This window comes from Streptomyces sp. NPDC021562 (assembly GCF_040640875.1).
Taxonomy (GTDB): domain Bacteria; phylum Actinomycetota; class Actinomycetes; order Streptomycetales; family Streptomycetaceae; genus Streptomyces.
Genome location: NZ_JBFACN010000038.1, coordinates 1 through 19,775, shown reverse-complemented (window position 1 = coordinate 19,775; position 19,775 = coordinate 1). Strand labels below are relative to the sequence as shown.

General features: G+C 68.7%; 21 protein-coding genes and 3 pseudogenes. 12 read left to right on the top strand and 12 right to left on the bottom strand.

The window, feature by feature from the left end:
• Positions 1 to 7: 7 nt before the first annotated feature.
• The 4 genes from AB0G52_RS37065 to AB0G52_RS37050 form a co-directional block, all read right to left on the bottom strand.
• Positions 8 to 1,246 carry a PIN domain-containing protein gene (locus tag AB0G52_RS37065; protein ID WP_361343048.1) on the bottom strand — a complete coding sequence of 413 codons (1,239 nt, stop codon included), beginning with the start codon at positions 1,244 to 1,246 and terminating at the stop codon, positions 8 to 10.
• An 83-nt stretch (positions 1,247 to 1,329) separates the two neighbouring features.
• A complete protein-coding gene (locus tag AB0G52_RS37060) occupies positions 1,330 to 1,506 on the bottom strand; it encodes a hypothetical protein (RefSeq protein WP_361343045.1) in 177 nt (58 codons plus the stop codon).
• Between the two features lie 106 nt (positions 1,507 to 1,612).
• The gene (locus AB0G52_RS37055; RefSeq protein WP_361343042.1) at positions 1,613 to 2,101 is read right to left on the bottom strand and encodes a hypothetical protein; all 489 of its coding nucleotides are present in this window, start codon (positions 2,099 to 2,101) and stop codon (positions 1,613 to 1,615) included.
• Positions 2,098 to 2,898: a hypothetical protein gene (locus tag AB0G52_RS37050; protein ID WP_361343039.1), complete on the bottom strand. Its 801-nt coding sequence runs from the start codon at positions 2,896 to 2,898 to the stop codon at positions 2,098 to 2,100. The genes AB0G52_RS37055 and AB0G52_RS37050 overlap by 4 nt, the downstream gene beginning before the upstream one ends.
• Positions 2,899 to 3,410: 512 nt before the next feature.
• Here AB0G52_RS37050 and AB0G52_RS37045 point away from each other — a divergent pair.
• A pseudogene (locus AB0G52_RS37045) lies at positions 3,411 to 3,647 on the top strand (Ku protein); the annotation flags it as partial.
• A 37-nt stretch (positions 3,648 to 3,684) separates the two neighbouring features.
• On the opposite strand, the gene AB0G52_RS37040 reads toward AB0G52_RS37045, so the two are convergent.
• Complete coding sequence (locus AB0G52_RS37040) at positions 3,685 to 4,689, bottom strand: hypothetical protein (RefSeq protein ID WP_361343036.1); 1,005 nt, start codon at positions 4,687 to 4,689, stop codon at positions 3,685 to 3,687.
• A 78-nt stretch (positions 4,690 to 4,767) separates the two neighbouring features.
• Here AB0G52_RS37040 and AB0G52_RS37035 point away from each other — a divergent pair, with 78 nt between their 5' ends.
• From AB0G52_RS37035 to AB0G52_RS37020, 4 genes and pseudogenes are all read left to right on the top strand, one after another.
• On the top strand, positions 4,768 to 5,298 hold the full coding sequence (locus AB0G52_RS37035) for a DUF6233 domain-containing protein (RefSeq protein ID WP_361343033.1): 531 nt from the start codon (positions 4,768 to 4,770) through the stop codon (positions 5,296 to 5,298).
• Positions 5,289 to 5,636 (top strand): hypothetical protein, encoded by a 348-nt coding sequence (locus tag AB0G52_RS37030; RefSeq protein WP_361343030.1) that lies wholly within the window; start codon positions 5,289 to 5,291, stop codon positions 5,634 to 5,636. Before AB0G52_RS37035 ends, AB0G52_RS37030 begins: the two co-directional genes overlap by 10 nt.
• Positions 5,633 to 5,899: a hypothetical protein gene (locus AB0G52_RS37025; RefSeq protein ID WP_361343027.1), complete on the top strand. Its 267-nt coding sequence runs from the start codon at positions 5,633 to 5,635 to the stop codon at positions 5,897 to 5,899. The genes AB0G52_RS37030 and AB0G52_RS37025 overlap by 4 nt, the downstream gene beginning before the upstream one ends.
• Positions 5,900 to 6,314: 415 nt before the next feature.
• Positions 6,315 to 6,746 (top strand): annotated as a pseudogene (locus AB0G52_RS37020) (lamin tail domain-containing protein); the annotation flags it as partial.
• Between the two features lie 388 nt (positions 6,747 to 7,134).
• Here the strand turns inward: AB0G52_RS37020 and AB0G52_RS37015 are convergent.
• Positions 7,135 to 7,420 (bottom strand): annotated as a pseudogene (locus AB0G52_RS37015) (HNH endonuclease); the annotation flags it as partial.
• Between the two features lie 269 nt (positions 7,421 to 7,689).
• Here AB0G52_RS37015 and AB0G52_RS37010 point away from each other — a divergent pair.
• The gene (locus AB0G52_RS37010; protein ID WP_361343025.1) at positions 7,690 to 7,905 is read left to right on the top strand and encodes a hypothetical protein; all 216 of its coding nucleotides are present in this window, start codon (positions 7,690 to 7,692) and stop codon (positions 7,903 to 7,905) included.
• Between the two features lie 286 nt (positions 7,906 to 8,191).
• Positions 8,192 to 8,662, top strand: a complete 471-nt coding sequence (locus AB0G52_RS37005) for an HIT domain-containing protein (protein WP_361343023.1) — start codon at positions 8,192 to 8,194, stop codon at positions 8,660 to 8,662.
• Between the two features lie 181 nt (positions 8,663 to 8,843).
• On the opposite strand, the gene AB0G52_RS37000 is transcribed toward AB0G52_RS37005, so the two are convergent.
• Complete coding sequence (locus AB0G52_RS37000; protein ID WP_361343020.1) at positions 8,844 to 9,548, bottom strand: HNH endonuclease family protein; 705 nt, start codon at positions 9,546 to 9,548, stop codon at positions 8,844 to 8,846.
• Between the two features lie 304 nt (positions 9,549 to 9,852).
• Between AB0G52_RS37000 and AB0G52_RS36995 the strand changes: the two genes are divergently transcribed.
• Entirely contained in the window at positions 9,853 to 10,023 is a 171-nt protein-coding gene (locus AB0G52_RS36995) for a hydrophobic protein (protein WP_133028738.1), read from the top strand.
• 275 nt (positions 10,024 to 10,298) lie between these two features.
• Here the strand turns inward: AB0G52_RS36995 and AB0G52_RS36990 are convergent, their stop codons facing one another.
• Positions 10,299 to 10,568 (bottom strand): DUF3761 domain-containing protein, encoded by a 270-nt coding sequence (locus AB0G52_RS36990; RefSeq protein ID WP_361343017.1) that lies wholly within the window; start codon positions 10,566 to 10,568, stop codon positions 10,299 to 10,301.
• A gap of 1,413 nt (positions 10,569 to 11,981) precedes the next feature.
• On the opposite strand from AB0G52_RS36990, the gene AB0G52_RS36985 reads away from it, so the two are divergent.
• The gene (locus AB0G52_RS36985) at positions 11,982 to 12,326 is read left to right on the top strand and encodes a hypothetical protein (protein WP_361343015.1); all 345 of its coding nucleotides are present in this window, start codon (positions 11,982 to 11,984) and stop codon (positions 12,324 to 12,326) included.
• Complete coding sequence (locus AB0G52_RS36980; RefSeq protein ID WP_361343012.1) at positions 12,323 to 12,580, top strand: hypothetical protein; 258 nt, start codon at positions 12,323 to 12,325, stop codon at positions 12,578 to 12,580. Before AB0G52_RS36985 ends, AB0G52_RS36980 begins: the two co-directional genes overlap by 4 nt.
• Before the next feature lie 369 nt (positions 12,581 to 12,949).
• On the opposite strand, the gene AB0G52_RS36975 is transcribed toward AB0G52_RS36980, so the two are convergent.
• The 3 genes from AB0G52_RS36975 to AB0G52_RS36965 form a co-directional block, all read right to left on the bottom strand.
• Positions 12,950 to 13,714, bottom strand: a complete 765-nt coding sequence (locus tag AB0G52_RS36975; protein ID WP_361343009.1) for a hypothetical protein — start codon at positions 13,712 to 13,714, stop codon at positions 12,950 to 12,952.
• Positions 13,715 to 14,161: 447 nt separating this feature from the next.
• Complete coding sequence (locus tag AB0G52_RS36970; protein ID WP_361343006.1) at positions 14,162 to 14,347, bottom strand: hypothetical protein; 186 nt, start codon at positions 14,345 to 14,347, stop codon at positions 14,162 to 14,164.
• Positions 14,348 to 14,991: 644 nt separating this feature from the next.
• Positions 14,992 to 17,085 carry a helix-turn-helix transcriptional regulator gene (locus AB0G52_RS36965; protein ID WP_361343003.1) on the bottom strand — a complete coding sequence of 698 codons (2,094 nt, stop codon included), beginning with the start codon at positions 17,083 to 17,085 and terminating at the stop codon, positions 14,992 to 14,994.
• Positions 17,086 to 17,361: 276 nt separating this feature from the next.
• Between AB0G52_RS36965 and AB0G52_RS36960 the strand changes: the two genes are divergently transcribed.
• Complete coding sequence (locus AB0G52_RS36960) at positions 17,362 to 17,985, top strand: hypothetical protein (protein WP_361343000.1); 624 nt, start codon at positions 17,362 to 17,364, stop codon at positions 17,983 to 17,985.
• A 183-nt stretch (positions 17,986 to 18,168) separates the two neighbouring features.
• Here the strand turns inward: AB0G52_RS36960 and AB0G52_RS36955 are convergent, their stop codons facing one another.
• On the bottom strand, positions 18,169 to 18,516 hold the full coding sequence (locus tag AB0G52_RS36955; RefSeq protein WP_361342997.1) for a hypothetical protein: 348 nt from the start codon (positions 18,514 to 18,516) through the stop codon (positions 18,169 to 18,171).
• A gap of 320 nt (positions 18,517 to 18,836) precedes the next feature.
• On the opposite strand from AB0G52_RS36955, the gene AB0G52_RS36950 reads away from it, so the two are divergent.
• Positions 18,837 to 19,238, top strand: a complete 402-nt coding sequence (locus tag AB0G52_RS36950) for a DUF6300 family protein (protein WP_361342994.1) — start codon at positions 18,837 to 18,839, stop codon at positions 19,236 to 19,238.
• Positions 19,239 to 19,775 lie beyond the last annotated feature (537 nt).

The window sequence follows — 19,775 nt, the reverse complement described above, 5'->3', positions numbered from 1 at the left end:
AGAGTGCCTACTCCCTGTTCGTGGCAGTGGCCCACAGGACCGTTGCCACAGCAGCGGATTCCAGAACAGTCGGCGACTGCTCCTTTGTCATCTTCGCGAGCCGCCTCCACAGGCCAGCCATCGGCCCGTCAGTGTCAAGGGGAACGGACAGTGCCGCAGGGTCCTCAAGCCCCTGGAACTCCTCCACGGCGAGGGGGCGCGGAGGGGAACTGCGCAGGATCGTGAGCTGTGACTCGGGGTTGGTCGGGCTCAGCAGGACGCGGGTCTCCCAGGCGCAGCCCGCGAGGACGACCCGTATCTGCCCCTCACGCAGAATCAACCCGGTGAGGAGCCAACGCGCCGTAGCCGTGCACCACACATGTTCACCGATGCGGTAGGCGCTCACGTCGCTGACTTGCCCCAGCTTGGCCTTAGGCCCGTGCAACCAGCCAGTTGTGAGCATGCGCTCGCTGGGGGCCTCGCTAACGTCCGTGTCGGCTGACGGCCAGAGCGAGCAAGCGAAGCGGGGAACGCCGGGTTCCCAGAATCGGGCTGCGTCGAACGTCCACTTGGCTCCCGCCTCCGCGGCGATGGCGGCCGCCGCCTCAGGGCTTCCCAGGCGCTTCAGTACCGCATCCTCATCCAACTCGGTGGGCTGAGTGAACTGGGCGACGACCGGGTCGAGGGAGGTGTAGTGCTTGAACCGGTCCTCCAGTCCCTGAAGGTCGGTGCTCATCGGCGCCTTGTATCTGGTGCCGTCCCCGAAGTCGTTTGTGTTCTTGCTGACGAAGTACACGGTCTCATCGGGGTGCTGACGTGCGTACTCGACAGCGGTCAGCCAGATCGCTGCGTCACGGGAACCGATCTTCACCGGGTGCTTAACGTCCTTTACTGCGACCCGCTTGCAGGGCGCGAGCACGTTCGCCTCCCGGAATGCAGCCTCTTGTAGCGCCCACGCGCTCGGCGGCAGCACGTCCACGACGGCGCCGAGAGCATCCCGCCAGTGCTGGCGCACCCTCTCCGGCTCGTAGTCCGGTAGACGCGTCGTTATGTGCCAAGGTGTCTGCTTGCGCAGCTCGTTGACGGCCTCGTATGCGGCGTCGTACTTCTCCTGGTGCCTCAGCGCCCTCTGCGCGGCTAGCTCCTCCATCACTATCCAGGGGACGGCAACGCCTTGAACGCCCGACGCCCGGATGGTCTTGAGTAGGTCGACGCTGGCATTGTCGGGAGTGACACCCCACAGCATGTTTGTGTCCAGGATGATCAAGGCAGGCGGCTCCGTCCCCGTCCGGTATCAACAGGCGTGGGCAAGCCTCCCAGGCTGCGCGTCACCTCGTCAGCCGTATCTGATCAACTTGGGAGCACCAGTTCCGGCGGGACGAACGAGACATCGACCAGGGCGCCGTGCTCGTCGTAGATCAGTAGGTCCAGCCCGCCGTCTACGGCGGGCAGCTCCACCTGGAGCAGCGGCGGCCCCTCCAGGCGAGCGCGCGGAGCCTCCCGGACTATCTCACCGTTACCGGACATATGCCCACGGTGGAAGCGCGTGCAGGGAAATGGCAGGCGTTTGCGGGAGGCGCTGACAGGGCGCGGGGCGGGTGCTGACGGGCGGGGAGTGCAACCTGCGCCGCCGTCAGACAGCGGGGGGCGACTGGGGCTGCTGTCCCTGTGCGGCGGCATTCGTCGATGTCTGGGCGGCCCCGGCCACGTACTTCATGTCGTTCGGGTCGCTGCGCCGTAGTACGAACACCTTGATAAGCGCGAGCAGGCTGGGACCGCACAGGAGGGTTGCCAGCCATGGCGAATGAGGGGCGACGTAGACCCCTGCGCCGAGCATGGCCAGGGCCAGCACTGCCCCGACGATCACCTCGGTCATCTGCCGCTTGTGAGCCCGCTCCGCTTGGCGCTCCTGGTAGCGCCGTTGCTCCGCTTCACGCTGCATGTCCAAGCGCATCATCAATACGCGGTGTTCACGGCGCAACTCTGGCTCCATCGCCTCCAGGGCGGCCCTCAACTGCTCCGCGCCCAGCTCGCGCCATTGCATAGCGATCTGCATACCGGCAGAGAGGATGGGGTCCTCGTCCGGTGTCCAGTTGGCAGGCAGTTGGCCTCCCCTGTTCACTGCTGCGCTCCTCCGCCCCCACTGGACACCGGCATGAAGTCTCCGTTGGCACTCTCCGGGGGAGGCCCGAGTCGCAAGAAGAGCCGCGCCAAGGTGTGGTTGATCGTGTTTGCCGCCGCGCCCGCAACAAGCTGTGCTTCTTCGGTGGGCAGAGGCCCTGACTCCCCGTGCTCGCCGCCGTCCTCGGTATGGCCTGTCCTCCGGGCTCCTTGGACCCCGAGCTCCGGCGGATCCGCAGCGGCACGGTCATAGGCCGCAAGCATGGCGGCAAGAAGATCAGTACCAGTGACCAGGTCGCCGGAGTTCAGTCTGCTGATCGGGTCATCCGCGGGCAGTTGGAGGTCTTCCGCTGCAGCGGCTTGCTCACCGGACGGGTCGGGGTCCAGTGCCCGCTTGAGTACCTCCGCAAGATGCTGGCGATAGAGGGTGATCGATGCTTGGGTATCCAGCGCTTCCCGCTCACGAAGGAGCTCCGTGAGGTCGTTGAGCGAGGGACGTTCTACCTCCCCCTCTACCGTCCCCCTTGCGGATTCGTTGACTTCAGCGATGAGGGCACGCACCTCAGCCCTGAGGGTTCCTGGGGGCATCTCAGGCGCGTAGAAGAGCTGGTCGTCTGCAAGGAGGGCGCCCCCCTCCCTGGCGGCGTAAAGCTTCAGCGCGGTCACGATGACCCCGAAGGGGAAGCCGCTGAAACCGGGTTCATGGGAGAGGCCCCTGGCAATGTCGGTGTACCTGTACAGCCCAGGGACTCCGGCGGAGGAGCGGCGCATCTCTCTTTCAAGCTTGTCCGTCCACACGCGACTCTTGGCGCCGCTGAGCAGCGAACGGAGTTGCTTCCCGTCCCTGTTCGGCGACGGGCGTTGCCTAGGATCTCTGTGGCTTCGGAGCGCCAACCCGCGCAGCCTGCTCCAGAGATGCACCGTCCTCACCCCCTAGGTCGCGGCATCAACGGAATTTCGAGCGTACCGGTGATGTCCAGTGCGGGTGGAGGGCTTTGGCGTACCGGATAGGGGAGGGACGGCACCGACGGGCAGGGCGTGTACGCCTGCGCCGCCCGGGCACTGTGTCGGCACTTCCGCCGGCGCCCGCCTGTCCCCCCTCGGAACGCTACCAGCGGCCGTGTGATCGAACTCCGGGCCCTGCACGTTCACGCCCACAGGGGCACTCCATCGCGTGGCCTATGATGCCCCGCCGACCGAAACCGGAAGTACACATTCCGCCCGGAGGGACCTTGATCCCACTGACCCACCTTGCCCTGCTCGGGCTGGCTGGCTACAGAGGAATTCAGCTCGCCGTCCACGAGATGATCCAGGACCGCGAGCTGCCTGAGGCGCCGGAGCCGGAGCAGCCGGCGGGCAAAGTGCTCGATCTGATGGCCGCGCTGCAGGAGTCCGTGGACAAGGCGAAGGCCTCACGCGGCGAGGACATCGGTGCCGACGCGCAGGTCCACGAGATGCCCATGAAGAAGACCGCGCCCAAGAAGACGGCCTCGAAGAAGACTGCGGTGAAGAAGACGGCCGCCCGCAAGCCCCGCCGCAGCGCGTAGGCGCCGGCACTTCCTCGGCGCCCATGCGTGTGTGGGGTCAGGAGGCGGGCCGGTAGGTGGCGGCCGGGCCGATCGCGCCGGGCCCAAACTTTTCCCGGATCCGGTCGGCCGTCTCCTCGGCGGTGAGGCGTGCGTGCCGGGCGGCGTCGAGGCTGAGCTGTTCGGCGACCTGGCCACCGTCCACCAGGTCCTCCGCGCGCAGGGCGAGAGCGGTGAGCCGGGCTCGCTGGAGGCCTGCGGCGTCCATGAGCTGGTAGGTGAGTTGGCGCAGGTCGTCCTCGTGCCCGGAGGGTTCGGCCAGGCGGCGGGTCTTCTCCCATGCCGCCCCGTCGGCGAACGTGAGCGTGAGGGTCAGGGCGCGCGCGGCCTGACCGCGGCGGCGCAGTTCGGCGCCGAGTTGCACGACCAGTGCGAGCAGGGCCGACCTCGCCGGGGCGCCGTCGAGGACGTCGTGGGGGAAGCGGTGCCGGACGCTGGCGGAGGCGGGCAGACGGTGGGGGGTGACGGTACGGGGATCGATGCCCCGGGCTCGCTCGGCCGTGACACGGCCGGCCTTGCCCAGCAGGCGCTGCACGGTCGCGGCCGGCAGCGCGGCGAGCAGGCCGACACGGTCGATGCCGTAGCGCTTGAGGACGGCGGCCTGGCGGGGGCCGATGCCGTGCAGGTCCTGAACCGGCAGCAGGGCGAGCCAGCCGGCGGCGTCGGCGGCCTCGATGGCCAGCACGCCGCCCAGACCCTCCACCTGTGCAGAGGCGGTCGCGGCAACGGTGACGGTCGGACCGATACCGACCCGGACGTCCACGCCGTAGCGGGAGACCGTCCGCAGCCGCAGGATCTCCCCGAGGTGGACAGCGGCCGCCCGGTGGTAGCGCAGCGCACCGCGCAGGTTGACCAGGGCCGCCGTGGGCGGCAGAGCCTGCACCACCGCCGACAGCTCGTGCAGCTGCTCCAGGACCTGCCGGTAGGTCTCCTCGGGCAGCCGGTCCGGGCAGCGCACATGCATCACCACACCCGGCCCACGCTCCGCCGACTCCGCACTCATCCGTCGCCCACCTCCCCCACCACGTTATCGAACAGAAAATCGAACAGGCGAGCGCGAAGGCATGATCGCACGCCTAGAATGGAAAATGTGTTCGATAACTCCCGGGATCTTCCGGACGATCTGGAACGGCTCCAGACACTGCGGATCTGGCACGCCATGTGGCTGGAGCGCATCGACCGCAGGGCCGAAGAACTGCGGCGGCGACAGTCCGAACAGGCCCGTGGCCGGGCGCGCCGTCCGCCGACGCCGGACTGGACCCTTGAACTCAACCGCGCCACGGGGCAGCCGGTGGCTGTGCACGTCGGCGACTGCGGCATGGCCGGCCAGCGGAAACGGCCGGTCGGCCAGGACGACGCCCGCCGCCTTCTGACCACCGACGGTGTGCCCGCCTGCCCCGTCTGCCGCCCGGACACCGAACTGCACATCGTCGACTTAACCCGCGGTCGCGGCGGGCGAGGGGAGCGGTCTCCCGGTGTCCGTTCGGCGCGACGGCGGGGCCGTGCACGGGCCGGGCAGACAAGCTGGCCGCCGCCCCCCCCGGTGGGTGATCTTGGGGCAGCGGCCGTGACCGGTCCGGCCGGGACGGGGGTTGATCGCGTATGCATCTGACAGGACGTCTGCTCATCACGGCGGCCGCCGTCGCCGCCGTCCTCACGACCGGGCTGTCCATCGTCCCGCCGGCCACCGCCGCCACCTCCGCGTCGTGTACCTCGGAGTGGAAGGCGGTCCGGAAGGTCGCCGTGCGCCGGCCCGCGTGGAACGACGGCCTGGTCGCGACGACTCGCTCACCGGTCGTGCGCTACCTGCGCAAGGGGGAGCGGGTGACGTCGTGCGTGGTCGCGGTGGGCCGGGGCGGCTGGTCGCACTACCGCGAGTGCGGCGGTGGGAGCCTGTGGCGAGTGATCCCCGGCGGGCAGGTGCCGGCGCGCTGCCTGGAGCGGGCGTGAGCACCGCGGACGGCTCGCCCGCGACCGCGCCGAAGGGGAAGCGCCCCGTCTGTCACGACCGGGACCAGGCCCTCTCTGTGACCGTCGCCGTCCTGCTGCTGACCGGCACGGTTCTGCTCATCTCCTGCTGGATCGGCCCGCTCGCCACGTTCACCACCACGGCCGCCCTGGTCGTCACCGCCTACGCCGCGCCCGGCCTGGTCCGCCGTCTGGTGATCCGCCGCGCGGTTCGCCAGCTGCTGCGCAGCCTGTCCGGAGTGTGAGCTCGGCCGCCGTCTGCCGCGGACGTGGTACCCGTTCGGGCTATGGCGGCTGTTACGTACTTCCCGGCCGCGGCCCGCCAGCTGAAGGCGTCCCGTGCCGCCCGCTCGCGGCGTCAGGCCCGCCGGTCCGGCGGAACCAGCTGATGACAGACCATCAAATCGTCATGTTCTTCGCATACATGCTGTTTCCAATCGAGGGTCACAGGAATATCCGCAATTCGTCACATGCATCGCGTTTCCATTGGGTCGTGTCGGCGGCCGGGCAGGGTGTGGGTGCGCGGCCGACCGGTCGCCAAACCACACAACACACCCCCCTGGCCTGCGGCTTTCGCGCTTCGCTCGGGGTGTCCGGCCCCGAGAGGGGGACCTCGTGTCCGTTTCTGTGACCGCCCGCCGCCTGACCGCCGCTACTGCCGTGGCCGCCGCCTGCGTGGGGGCGCTCGCGCTGCCCGCCGCGGCCGCCGGCCAGACCGCTGCCCGCCCGCACGATGGGGCGGTGGTGATCAGTGCCGTGCAGTACGACTCACCGGGCCGCGACGATGGCACCAACTGGTCGCTGAACAAGGAGTGGGTGGACGTCACCAACACCTCCCAGCGGGCGGTGAACCTGGACGGCTGGACGCTCTCGGACGAGGCCGGCCACACCTACACCTTCGACCGCTTCCGCCTGGACGGCCGCTCCACGGTCCGCGTCCACACCGGCATCGGCCGCGACCGTGCCACCGACGTATACCAGGACCGCCGCACCTACGTCTGGAACAACGACTCCGATACGGCGACCCTGCGCAACGACCACGGCCGCTTCATCGACGAGTTCTCCTGGGGCTACCACCGTGGTGGCGGCCACCGGATCGGCGACGACGACCACCGCGGTGACGGTGATCGCTGGATCGGTGGTGAGCACCGCGATCGTGGCGACCACCGATTCGACGGTCGTGGCGGCCACCGGTTCGACGGTGAGCACCGCGAGGGCGGCGACCACCGGATTGGTGGTGACGACCGCCGTGGTGAGCACCGTGGTGATGACGACCGCCGGTTCGACAGTGAGCACCGCGACGGCGGTGACCGCCGCCGCTGACCGAGCGGGTGCCGGTGGCCGGGAGCCCCGGCCCGGTCATCGGCACCCAGCTACCGGCGGTGCACTCGTCCGGGGTGTACCGCCGGTCGCCGCCGCGTACCGTCTCCCTGTCCGGCCCGTCACCCACTTCCGCCGTGGTGACGGGCCGGACGGCTGCTCAGCGGGCGAAGGTGACGGTGATAGGGCGGTCGGGACAGGCGGCGAGGCGCTCGGCGAGCGCGTTGTGCTCAGCGGGGTCGACGCTCAGCCGGTAACGAGTCTTGTCGGCGACCCAGTTGGTGACGTACTCGCACCAGTACGGGGTGTACGGCGGCAGCCACTCGGTCGGGTCCTTGTCGGCCTTGGACCGGTTCGAGGCCGCTGAGACGGCGATCAGCGCGCGGGTCGTCGAGGTCGTTGGCGTAGGCCTCGCGCTCCTTCGCCGTCCATGCAGAGGCGCCGGAGGGACGGTCGGGGCAGGCGGCTAGGCGCTCGGCGAGCGCGTGTCAGACGTCCAAGGGTGATCACTCGACTACCCGGCGGAGCAGGGGTGATAGCCGCACTCTGCAGTGAGAGGTTCGCAGGTGCGGCGCCAACGTACCGTTTTGAGCATGGCGGCGCAATGCTCAAAACGGTACGTTTGTGCAGGTCAGAGGCTATGTGGGGTACATTGGCGTGCGGTCGTCAAGCACGTCCCGCCGCTGCGCGCGGCTCAGTCTGCGCGCCCTGATCCGTGAAGGACAACAAACCGGTGCCCTCTCGCCCGAACCGCGATCTGAACGTGCTTGCCCTGCTGGGGCTAGTCGCCATCCTGGTCATCCTGATGATCAGCGGTATCGCGATGTACGTGGTCTACCAGCACCCCGCCCTCGCACAGCCATTGACTGTCGCCGTAGGCGTTGCCGCGGCACTGCTGACGGCCGTTGGGCTCACGCTCACCCGCCGCTGACTATCGGGCCGTCCCCGTCCGGCGAGGAGCCCGGAGGCTGATCGTCATCCGCGGGGCCCCGCGCTCTACCGCAGGTGCCACAGCGCCAGTTCATCGGCGGCGGACAGGGAGAACTAGTTGGGCCGTCTCGAGCCCGAGGCGGCCCAACTGCTGTCAGCGCCTATGCGAGATCGTGAACAGGGCGAACGTTGCTTGATCGGGGCACCAGATCCGGTGGCGCGACCGGTGTCGTCCGCACGAAGTCCCGCGCCCGGTCCTAACTGCCGCGGTGTCGTAGCCTCTGTCCGTGGCCAGGACCTGGGCGGATTCGTGGGAAGCGGAATGGGCGGGCGACGGGTGCGCCAAGTGCGCGCAGGGCCGCCCGGACGAGGACGAGTGGGGCGTCCGCTGGTACGCCGGTGAGTTCGCCGACGCGTACTTGCTGAAACGGCCAGCGAGCCCGGGGTACAGCGTGGTGGTCTTCCGGGGTCGGCACGTGCCCGATCCCGCTCTTTTCACCGACGCGGAGGTCACCGGCTACTGGTCGGCGGTCCGGACCGTCGGCGCCGCGATTCATCGCGTTTACGCGCCCGCGCAGATCAACTACCAGTGCATGAACAACTCCGTGGCGCACGTGCACACCCACGTGCTGCCGCGCTACCTGGACGACCCGGGCCCGCGAACCATGCTCCCGGACCATGCATTCGCCGACGCCCGCTCACTCGACCCGGCCGAGCTGCTGGCGCAGTTGGCCAGCCTGAAGGCGGCGCTGGGGTAGTCCGCAAAGCACGCCGCCGACGAGCGACTCCGCAAGGTCGCGAACAGAGCTCCGGCCCGGTCATCGGCACCCAGCTGCCGGCGGTGCACTCGTCCGGGGTGTACCGCCGGTCGCCGCCGCGTACCGTCTCTCTGTCCGGCCCGTCACCCACTTCCGCCGTGGTGACGGGCCGGACGGCTGCTCAACGGGCGAAGGTGACGGTGATAGGGCGGTCGGGGCATGCGGCGAGGCGCTCGGCGAGCGCGTTGTGCTCAGCGGGGTCGACGCTCAGCTGGTAGCGGGTCTTGTCGGCGATCCAGTTGGTGACGTACTCGCACCAGTACGGGGTGTACGGGGGCAGCCACTCGGTCGGGTCCTTGTCGGCCTTGGACCGGTTCGAGGCCGACGAGACAGCGATCAGCGCGCGCGGGTCGTCGAGGTCGTTGGCGTAGGCCTCGCGCTCCTTTGCCGTCCAGGCAGAGGCGCCGGAGTCCCAGCTTTCGGCAAGCGGGACCAAATGGTCGACGTCCAGCTTGCTCGCGCTGTCGAGGTACCGGTCGTCGTACGGTGAGTACCAGCTGCCCCCGGTCAGCGCGCAACGCGGTCCGACCTCGGGCGCGGTGACGGCTTCCTCCAGTAGGACCTCTGCGCGGGTGTTGCAGCCGTCCTTGTCTGCGTCGGTCCAGTGCTTGAACTTGTCCCGGGAGTAGCCAGCGCGGCTCTCGTTGGCCACGGTGAGCGCGGCGAGCGCGTCGCGGACCGGCAGGGTGATCGTCTCGCCGGGTGCGTGCCGTACGGGCAGATGTCCGGCGGGCGCGGGAGTGGCGTGGGCAGTGGTGGGGGTGAGCAGGGCGAGCGGCGCGAACAGGACGGCGAGCAGGGTGCGTCGGGTACGAGTGAGGCGCACGGCCGGGTCTCCGTTTCAGAAGATCACGAGCAGGTCGTGATCTTCGTAGTCCCATCGACGGCGCCGCGTGGGGCGATCGGTCCCAGGTTCACCCGCACGGCAAACAAGTTGGCGCCGTCGTGCACCGTCGCGGCCGGACGAGGCGGCCGGTCGACCTCGGGCTGGCACCGCGGTGCATCAGCTGCCGGAGAGGGGGAATCGGGCATGGCGTGCGCATATTCCCTTCATCCCACTGAAGAAACTCACGATTTGTGTGCTTGTAGGGGCGGAGTAAGGGCATTCGGTGGCCAGGAGGTTGATAACGATGGTTCCCCTGCTTCTGGTTCTTCTGCTCGCTCTGATCCTCTTCGGTGCGGGCTTCGCGTTGAAGGCGCTGTGGTGGATCGCGGTGATCGTGCTGATCGTGTGGGCGCTGGGCTTCGTCGTCCGGTCCGCGGACGGTGCAGGCCGCAAGGGTCGCTGGTACCGCTGGTAGACCCAGATCCTCAGCGTGAGGAGCACTGCCTGTAGCGGAATATGACGTGGGCCCGGCTGGGAAGGCCGGGCCCACGTCTGCAATAAGTGCATACCCGCTCAGGCGGAGCGGATAGATCGGGCGTACCGGGCGCATCAGAGGGTACGTGGGTGATGCATCGGCCCCGCAGAAGCAGCAGTGGAACTCTGCGCCTCCTAATTTCTGCGGGGCTGCTGCACGCGCTGGTTGAACGCCTGTCGCGCGACGAAACGCCAACCTGTTTACCGCTCAGTGCGCTACTTGAACCAGTAGCGGACGCCGTGGTGGTGGGAGCAAGTGCCCTGCGAATGCCCGGAGTAGGACAGGGAAGCGTCCTTGCATTTCGCGGTCTCGTACTTGTCCGCAGGCGTCTTGTGGTGCGTCCAGCCGCACACTCCAGTGGTGTGCTGGACGCAGTGGTGAGCGGTGTTCGTGGACGGCAGTGTCGCCGCGGACGCGGCCGGTGCGCTGAAGAAGACGCCGGCTACGGCGACAGCAACGGTGCAGGCAGCAAGACGAGTACGCAAAGGAATCCCCCTTTGAAGCTGAGCAAGTGCAGCGGGAGCCTAAGCGCTCTCACCTGCTTCCTCGCGTGAGCTTTGCAGCTCTTTACCTGGGGTTCGGGCCGACAGGCCGCCGCCCCTGCCTTAACGATCGTCGGCGCGCTGCAGCGGAGGCCGCCGCGGCTGCCGACGATGTCCAGGGGGCCGGGCGTTTCCTCGGGAGGCGGCGCCGGCCATGACTGCGGGCGCAGGGCCTCGGCGTATGGGGGCTGACGCCGAGGGGGCCGCCCGGGGGTCCAGTGGTGTGTCCAGAGCGGCCGTGGCGAGGCCTGCGTCCAGTCCAGGTCCGGGCCAGTCGGCCATATGGGCGACGGCGATGTCCGGGTCGGCACGGTCGATCACGTTCCAGCGGCGTTCGGCAGAGCGGGCTCGCCGCCGGGCGTCAATGACAGGGGCAAGTCCGCTGGGAAGGGCCCGCCATACGGCCACACCGAGTACGCCGAAGAAGCCGAGGATGGCCGTGATGGCCGCGACGGCGAGCAGGACCATGCCCGATGTGCGGGACAGCAAGCCCGCGACGGTCCCGGCAATGCCCAGCAGTGCGGACACGGATGCGGCGACGGACCGGACAGTCATGGCAACTCCAAAATCAGGTAGGCGCGGCTCTTTCACCCCTTGGTGCGCGGGGCGACGGCGGGACAGTGACAAGGGCGGCGGAAGATGTTGGCGGCACAGTGACCGGCGCGAGGGTTAGCCACGCAAGCCCGGTCTTGCTGACCGCACGTGCGGCGCGGTCAGTGCCAAAGGAACTGGAGCGCAAGCGTTTCCAGGCCAGGCGCCCGGCGAGCAGCGGCCGGAAGCTGGACAAAGCATGAATAAGGCCCGGACGGGGGCCGGGCCTCGGTCTGCTCGATCACCGGCAAGGGAGCCGGTGACTGGATCTCACACCTGGGTTATGGGGCGCAGCGCCGCAAATGTTATGCACGACTTGGTGTGATCACTGCCACACCGTGCCCCGTCTAGCCCCGCAACCGCGGGGCGTATGCCGCGCGGCCCCTGGCCGGCCGGGGAGGCGGTGTTGCGCTGAGGGGTGCGCGTGAGGTTGCGCAAGGTGTTGCGGTAGGAGTTGCGCTAGGGGTTGCGCACGCCGAAGCGCTCGTGTCGTGATTGCGCAGGTCACCACCGTGGTTCGCGCGCCGACGGCAGCGGACATCCCCCACAGAGCACCCCGCGACCGCCACGGCAGAAGAAAGAAGGAAGGGCCGGGAAGAGACGGGGCCTGCAGGTGCGCTGCGGGGGACCGGGCGGCGGTGCCTTGGTTCCGCGCGGCGGCGGGGCCGCGCGCGGGCCGGGCCGACAAGCTGCCCGGCAGGCCTCGGTGGGTGATCTTGAGTGTGCGGCCGTGACGGACTTGCCCAGGGTGGGAGTTGAGTGCGTGTGCACTCCCGACGCCTGCTCACCACGGCGGCCGCCGTCGCCGCTGTCCTCGCGACTGCCTGGACCGCTGCACCGCCCACCACCGCCGCCGGGTCCGCGGCGTGCACGTCGACGTGGAAGACGGTCCGGAAGGTCGCCGTGCGCCGGCCCGTATGGAACGAGGGACCGGTGGCGACGACACGTTCGCCGGTCGTGCGCTACTTGCGCAAGGGGGAGCGGGTGACGTCGTGCGTGGTCGCGGTCGGCCGGGGTGGCTGGTCGCACTACGGCGAGTGCGGCGGCGGGAGTCTGTGGCGGGTGATCCCCGGCGGGCAGGTGCCGGCGCGCTTTGTGGAGCGGGCGTGAGCGCGGCGGCCGGCTCACCCGCGACCGTGCCGAAGGGGCAGGCCTCGGTCTGCCACGGCCGGGGCCAGGCGCTCGCCGTGACCGTCGCCGTCCTGCTGCTGACCGGCTCCGTCCTGCTCGTCTCCTGCTGGATCGGCCCGGGCGCCACGTTCACCACCGTGGCCGCCCTTGTCGTTACCGCCTACGCCGCACCCGGACTCGCCCAACGCATCGCGGTCCGCCGTGCAGGCCGCCAGCTGCTACGCACGCTGTAAGCGCCCGTAGCTCCTACTCCTCGAACCTTCGTGCCATCGGGGCCGATATCATGTGGTTGATGTGGCCGGAAAGCGCCACCCCTGGCCAGGAACTGCAATGACCGCTGCCCCGCCCCCGATCTCAGAGCCCGATCCTTCCGCGCTGGTCTGCCCCGGTGACCGGGTCGGTCTCTGCGCCGGGTGCCAGCGCAAGACACACCGGTACGGCGGCGGCGGGAGCCCGCTGTGCCAGTGGTGCATGGCACCGGTGCTGGAGCGCTGGGGGCGGTCCGTGCGGTATGTCAGCGCCCGTCCCTGAGAGCCTGGCTTCGCACACCCCGAACATGACGAAGGGCCGCCCGGCAGGGGCGGCCCTTCATGCGCGACAGTTCAGGCCCGGGCCTCACCCGCATATTCCCGGATGATCTGTTGGACGAAGTGCTCGATTACCGGTGCGGCAGCTTCATCCGGTGCGTTTTCCGGCAGCGACCACACGTCCTGGTACAGCTCACGCACAAGCGTCTCCCTGTCTCGATCGCTCAGGTCCGGGCTGCTCAGGACTGGGCGCAGCCGTTGCGCGCGGATGAACGTGCGTACGAGCGGCATCGGGCCTGTCGTCTTGCCCATGCGCTTGCCGAGGAGGCTCGCCAGTGGCGGGAGAATCCGGCGGCTGTGGGCCTCTGCATAGCGGGCGAAGAGGTCGGCTGGGACCGATTCGTGAAGGGCGAGGTGCGCGGCCAGGACGCCCACGCTCGCATCCGCCAGGCGGACCGGAGACCGGCGCATCCAGGGAGCGCTGGGCTTGCTGCTCAGCCTGTCGTCCGGCCGCACATGACGGATGAGTGATCCGGCGTTGGCGTGCGTGAAGTAGTTCGAGGTCGGGGCGTAGACCAGGTCGTACAGCTTGGATACCCCGTCATTCCCGAGTGTCCGATCGATGTGCTTGGCCATGTCCCGGACGCCGACCGGCCGGCCGGGGTTACCGAGCTTGGTGACGGCGTCTTTCAGAAGATCGGGCGGAACGATCCCGTCGAAAAGCGCTGTGGCTGCTGCAAGGCCGGTTCGGAGGCTGTCCGCCCGCAGGTGGCTCACAGGGTCTTCGGAGTAGAGGCAGTAGACGCCGAGAATGCATGTCTCCAGGGCGGAGCGTGACATGAGTACGGCTGCTTCACGGTGGCGCCCACGCGTGAGTCGCCGAGTCTCCCGTTGTAGCCAGAGGGCCCGGAGCATCGCAAGCTGTGCGACATGGAATCCTGTCGTCTCGTCGTCCTCCGGCCATGACTGGCACGTGATCAAATTCTTGGCAGCTCGCCGTACCCTATGCCGCCGGACCGGATCCGGGTAGGGAAGCACGCTGCGCATGGTGAACCAGACGAGCTCACTGAGGATTGACGCCATGGGGCCAGCCTGGCAGTTCGTCATGCGCCAGCACCCGGATTTACAGGCTGCTCGGTCCCAAGCAGGCTGTCACGACCGGGACCAGGCCCTCGCCGTGACCGTCGCGGTCCTGCTGCTGACCGGCTCCGTCTTGCGAAGAACTGACGGGGACGGCCCCCACCGATCATCTTGGTGGGGGCCATCCCTGTTGCGTTGGACTCAAGGTCAGTGCCGGGCCTCAAACCACACGATGACCAGGCTCACCGCGCCACTGCCCAGGCTGTATGCGGCACCGCGCATCACCTGTCGATAGACGATGCGCCCCTGTCGCGGCAGCTTTTGCCGCAGGCTTCGTGCCATTCGGAGTAGTCCACGTTCCCTATCGAGGGAGTACTTGTTACGCTCGTCCACGACGTTTCAGTTCCTTTCAGTTCCATCCAGGTGATTGGGCGTCGCGCAGGGAGCCCTCCCGACACTGGGCCTGAGAAACTTCGCGTCGGGGTTGGGCTCCTTCTGCTGTCCCGAAGTCTACGATGCACGACCGATGTCAGTGGGGCCCGGAAACACAACTTCGCTCTGCACGCACGCTATGTGACCGACCGTCACGGGGCGCCGTTCGTCTGATCCCACTCGGTCTCACTCAAGAGCGCTCGATAGCACTCAATCTCAGCGGAACATCGCCCTCCTTAGCGGTATGTGCATCCCGTCACATTCGTGCGCGTCGACCGCCGACTCCGGAATGACGTACACGGTAGGGGACCAGATCTGCCATCGCGCAAAGCCGTCTATGGTCTTAGCCAACTGAGCGTTTCCGCAGGCCAACAGCTGCGCACGCATGCCTGCGGTCGAGTCCAGGTGAGTTACAGCTAGTTCCCGCTAGTTACCGCTAGCCTGCGGTTGCGCGGGTTGGCCGGTTCTCATGCTCTGGCATGCAGCAGGCACCCGAGCATGCCGCAAGGACCGCCCGTTGAGGGCGGTCCTTGCGGCATAAGTTCCAAGCTGCCTGAACCTGGCTCGCTCAGGGACTCAAGTCAAATCCGCTGGCCCAGGGCGGGTTATTCGCCGTCGTCGAGGACGGCGTCGCCGCCCTTGATGCGGCGGGCGGGGTTGTAGCCGCGTTCCATGAGGTCGACGGCCCACGTCATGTTCTGCACGCCTTCGAGTTTGGCGGCGCCGGGGGTGGGGCCGAGACGGAAGACGCCGGGCAGGGGCTTGCCGCTGGTGCTGTAGGGCAGGAAGTCCAGCGGCGACGGCCCCTTCGAGGGGTAGACGACGCAGTCGGACAGGACGGCGAGCGGGTACATGCCGGTCGCCTTGACCATGTTGGCCATCTTGCGGTGCATGTTCACGCGGGCCTTGCTGATGACGGCCGCGCGGATGTCAGGCCTCCAGGTCGGGCGTTCCAGTGCCGGCCACCGCCCGCCGTCGCGGTAGCCCTTGCCCTGGGGGCCCTCGCGCAGCTTGCCCACCCCGCCCTTCACGGTCGCCTTGACGGCCGCGAGGACGGCCGCCAGCGCCGGGTCGGCGTCCTTGTGTTGCTCCATCGCCGCGAGGAATGCGGGCGCGTCCAGGTCGGCGGTGACCCCGAGGTCGGCCATCGTGTCGACGTACGCGCTCTTCAAACGGTCGTGCCAGGGGTCCAGGAACGCGCCGGTCTCGTAGCGCAGGTACGCTTCCAAGGGCGCAACGTTGTAGCCGAGTTCCTGCGCGTAGGCGACGGTGCGCGTCTCGTACCAGGCCGGACCGTCCGGCCGTACGCCGGACGGGGTGAACGGCGAGGGAAGCCGCGGATCCACCTCGATGTGGGAGAGGTCGACCAGCCAGCACCCCGGCACCTTCGCGTCGAACGTCGGGGCGGTGACGTGTTCGGGGGCGGACAGGCCCACGGTCAGGCGGGCGGCGGCCGCGAGGAACGCGGTGTTGATGTCCAGGCCGACCGCGTAGGGCAGCGCGGCCTCGGCGCCGGTGAGCAGGTCGATGTCGCGCACCCACTGGTAGGCCTCTTCGTCCAGGAAGCCGCCCGTCCAGCCCTGCGCGACGGGGTGTTCGGGCCTAGCCTCGGGCGGGGCCGGGTCGAGCGGCGTGGTGCCCAGGGATCCGGGGTTGTGCCCGGAGACCCACGCGCCGGTCGCCGTGTCGCGCACGGCACGGGTCGGCGGCCGCAGCGCGGTCATCAGCTCCAGCCCCGACACGGCCGTCGACCCCCGGGGGGTGATGACCCGCCGGGCATACGTGCCCAGGACGCGGGCGAGGTCGGCCGGCTCCATGGCGTCGGTGCCGGGCCAGGCCCGGATGTCCAGCGCGTCCCACGGCAGCACGGCCAACTGCACGCACTGCCGCTGGCCGCCCTGCGCGGGCCGGTAGATCCGCGCCCACGGCCCGAAACCGCGCCGGGTCAGCTGCCACTTGGCCTTAGCCAGCTGCTTGAGGACAGGGTGGCCCTCCTCCAAGCGCAGCCCGCGGCGGTCCTCCAGGCGCTCCGGGAGGCCGAACCTGACGGCGGCCTCGCGGGTCAGGGCGACCAGCGGGTCGGAGTCCTTGCCGTGGCGGTGCAGCCGCGACGCCCCCAGCCCCGCGTCCCGCAGCGTCCATTCCACCAGTTCCGCGATCGAGCGGGCCGGGCAGTCCAGCACGATCCCGCCCGTGCCGTACGCGTTGCCCTCGCCGTCCAGCACCACCAGCGGCCCGTTGGGGAACCGCCCGTCGACGGCCGGGGTGGCCGCGCGGGCCGGACGCGCCGCCGGTGACGTGCGGACGGGAGTATGGCGCTCGGACACGGCCGCCGCCTCATCCGGGGCCGGAAAAGAGGAAGCGGCACCCCGCGCCTCCGCCTCACTGGCGGCCGCCGGCGCCGGGACGGCCGGGGAGGGAGCAGCCGCAACCGGGGCCGGCGCCGGGTCCTTCGGGTGCCGCGCCGCCCACGCCTCCAGCAGCCGCTGGTACGCCTCCAGCCGGGGCGGCCGCGGCTCGCTGCGCCCGTTCTCCCAGTTCTTCACCGTCTGCTGGGTGGTCTTCAAGGCCTGCGCCAGACGGGCCTGAGTGATCCCCGCCGCCTCCCGCAGCCGCGCCCGCTCCGCCGGGGTCGGCAGCTGCGGTTCCTCCGCCAGCAGGGCGTCGACCGACGCGAACAGCTCTTCCTGACTCGCCAAGGTGGCTCACCTCCAGGCCTCACACTAGCAGTGCTTAACCCTGGATTTAACCCATCCTATTAACTCTTTCGGGGTGTTGTATCGCCTCGTGACAGCAGCGACGGCAGCAGATGTCCTATCTCTGATGTCCGGGCAGCCTCGGAGATCTCCGGGGCATCTGTAGGCGCCTCGCCAGTGCGCCTCCTCCAACTCCGGGCACCTCACGTCATCGCGGCACAGATGACCGAACCATGAAACCGCCGCCCGCCATCGATCCGAACATCACACAATGCGGGGATGCAGAACTCCGTGATCACGGCGTCAGGCGCACTCTTAGCGGCACTCATCGGTCTCTCCGGCGCGCTCTGGGCGACCATCAGCAACCAGCGCAAGCAGCAGCAGGTACAGCGCGACAACTGGACATACGACCGCCGCAAGGACGCCTACCTGGCTTTCATCGACGCCGCGCGGGCGTTCACTCCCCTGACTGAGGAACTGTTCCGCGCCGAGGAACGCGACTACGTCGCCCATCAAGCCAATGGCGCCGACGACCTGGAGAACGAGACACTGGAAGAGGTGACTACCTGGGCGGACACACTCTGGTCCCCCTTTCCCGCCGAGTACAGCACCGACTGGCCCATGGAGGCACCTAAGCGCCTGCATGCCTTGACGATGGCGTTCGATCGCATCGACTTGGAGGGCCCGCCGGATGTCACCGCCGCGGCGCTCAGGATCATCAAGTCGGCGCACATCCTGATCGCGGGTCCCGAACTCTTCGCCAAGAGAGCTGAGCAGGAAGCCGTCGCGGGTGGCAGTGCCACCGCGATGGATCTGCAGCGCGCCGAAGTCCACCACTACAGGATGCTCTGCGGCGAGTTCCGCAAGCAGGTCAAGGAAGAGTTGGGTATCCCAGACAACTGAGGCATATGTCCAAGTTGGGTTGCTCGGACTCAGCCGAGACGGACACACACTGAACCGTCTCACTGATCTCCGGGCACCAACAGGTCATCGACTCGCGCTACCCGGACTTACCTGTGAGCAGGACAGCAGATACCGCCTCATGTCAGCGAGGGCGGCGCGGTCCTCTAGCGTCACGTGAAGGCGTCACTCGGTGACGCCTTCTGAACGGGAACGTCTCTGCCGGTAGGCCCGCGTGCGGCAGCGCGGCGAGCAGTACACCGCGTCCACTCGCTTGCGCAGCCAGGAAGGCGCCTCGCCGACGTACCACCACCCCTTGCACATGGGGCAGCGGACCTTGGGCCGCTTATAGGGACGTCCCTCGCGCAACGCGGCGACGAACTCGGCGTTGCCCTCCCACCAGGCGTCACGCTCGCGCCGCCACCGCCACGCCTCCGAGCGGCAGGCCGCCGAGCAGTACCGGCGCGACCGCCTGCTGTCCTCGGGCAACGGGGCGCCGCACTGACTGCACTGCCGGACCTTCCTACGGGCCATACCTCCAGGGTCCTCCCGCCGGCCGCACGGAACAGGCACTCCCGCCAGCACGGCACGGACCACCGTTTCGCCCCGACTGCCGCCGCGCCCGGGCGTCCCGCTGAACGGCCACCGCCCACCCTCTCCGACGAGAGCCGGATGCACGCCTGCCGAGACACACAGCGCCCGCGCTCTGCGTACTGAGATCTGCTACGCCGGAACGGCCAACACCGCGCTCGCGGCTCTTGACGGTGAGCAGGAATCGGGCAGATCGTGGCTGTCCGCGCCGATGATCCACCCGGCGGAAGAGGGGCCCCTGCCTGTCCATCTGGCGATACCACGTGCATCCCGACGGCTCGTTCCACCGGCTCAGCAACTGGGACGGCCGGTACGACGGATACACCCAGGAAGAACTCGCACGCTACTGCTCCAGTCCCCCGCCCAGCACGGAACGCTGGACCTGCTCGCGCTGCGAGGGTGATCTCACCCTGTACTGGCGCAGCCTGTTCGGGCCTGGCGTGCCGCTGGAGCTCTGCCCGGCCTGCGACGCCGACCGGTCGGCCGCAGCCGCGTTCCTCGCCTGGCACCAAGACCCCGACCGCGACCCCGAAGCCGTGCAGCAGCTGTTCGAGGCATGGGAAGAAGAGATCATGCACGCCCGCGGCTGGGTCCGCCTCCGCCCGCCCGAGGCTCCCGTCAGCCCGCCGCTCCCGCCTGGCCTCACGCCTCGCGGCCGCGGCTGACTCCACAGCTGTGAAAGCCGGTGGCTATCCGATCTGCCGCACGGAAAACGGGAGTTGGCACGGTTCCTGAGGGTCGTTGTATATCCTCCTGCCGTGAGCTGAACGGCCTTCCAGTGGGCCTGTGCCCCAACGGGTCAGGTCCCACCGGGAACAGTCCCATAGGGAGGCCGAATGGCTCGACACAAGAAGGAACGCCCGAGGCGCAGGCACCGGGCGAAGAACAAAGCCTGGAAAGATGGGCGAGGCCCCGAGCTAGTGAGGCTCGGGGCCCTGCTGATCCAGCTGGGGATCGTGGTCTCTGACCATCTCCCCTAACAGGTAACCATGCGGTCCGGCCGCTCAATGCCCTGACAAAGCCGGGCGGTTGGTACCGCGGTAACTTATGGGGCCCATTAGTTGACAACTAATGGGTCTCATAAGTCGGTGACCCCACCCTAACGCACCTATGGATGCGTGGCGGGGTTTCGTACGATCGCACCTGCGATCGCAGATGACCGACATCCATGAGGGAAACACCAGCTCAGCGGCGGCTAGGCT

Excerpts from the sequence above, each read along its gene's own strand:
- AB0G52_RS37060 (WP_361343045.1), bottom strand. The coding sequence starts at position 1,506 with ATGTCCGGTAACGGTGAGATAGTCCGGGAGGCTCCGCGCGCTCGCCTG.
- AB0G52_RS37040 (WP_361343036.1), bottom strand. The coding sequence starts at position 4,689 with ATGAGTGCGGAGTCGGCGGAGCGTGGGCCGGGTGTGGTGATGCATGTG.
- AB0G52_RS37035 (WP_361343033.1), top strand. The coding sequence starts at position 4,768 with ATGGAAAATGTGTTCGATAACTCCCGGGATCTTCCGGACGATCTGGAA.
- AB0G52_RS37030 (WP_361343030.1), top strand. The coding sequence starts at position 5,289 with ATGCATCTGACAGGACGTCTGCTCATCACGGCGGCCGCCGTCGCCGCC.
- AB0G52_RS36995 (WP_133028738.1), top strand. The coding sequence starts at position 9,853 with ATGGTTCCCCTGCTTCTGGTTCTTCTGCTCGCTCTGATCCTCTTCGGT.
- AB0G52_RS36975 (WP_361343009.1), bottom strand. The coding sequence starts at position 13,714 with ATGTCACGCTCCGCCCTGGAGACATGCATTCTCGGCGTCTACTGCCTC.
- AB0G52_RS36960 (WP_361343000.1), top strand. The coding sequence starts at position 17,362 with ATGCAGAACTCCGTGATCACGGCGTCAGGCGCACTCTTAGCGGCACTC.
- AB0G52_RS36955 (WP_361342997.1), bottom strand. The coding sequence starts at position 18,516 with ATGGCCCGTAGGAAGGTCCGGCAGTGCAGTCAGTGCGGCGCCCCGTTG.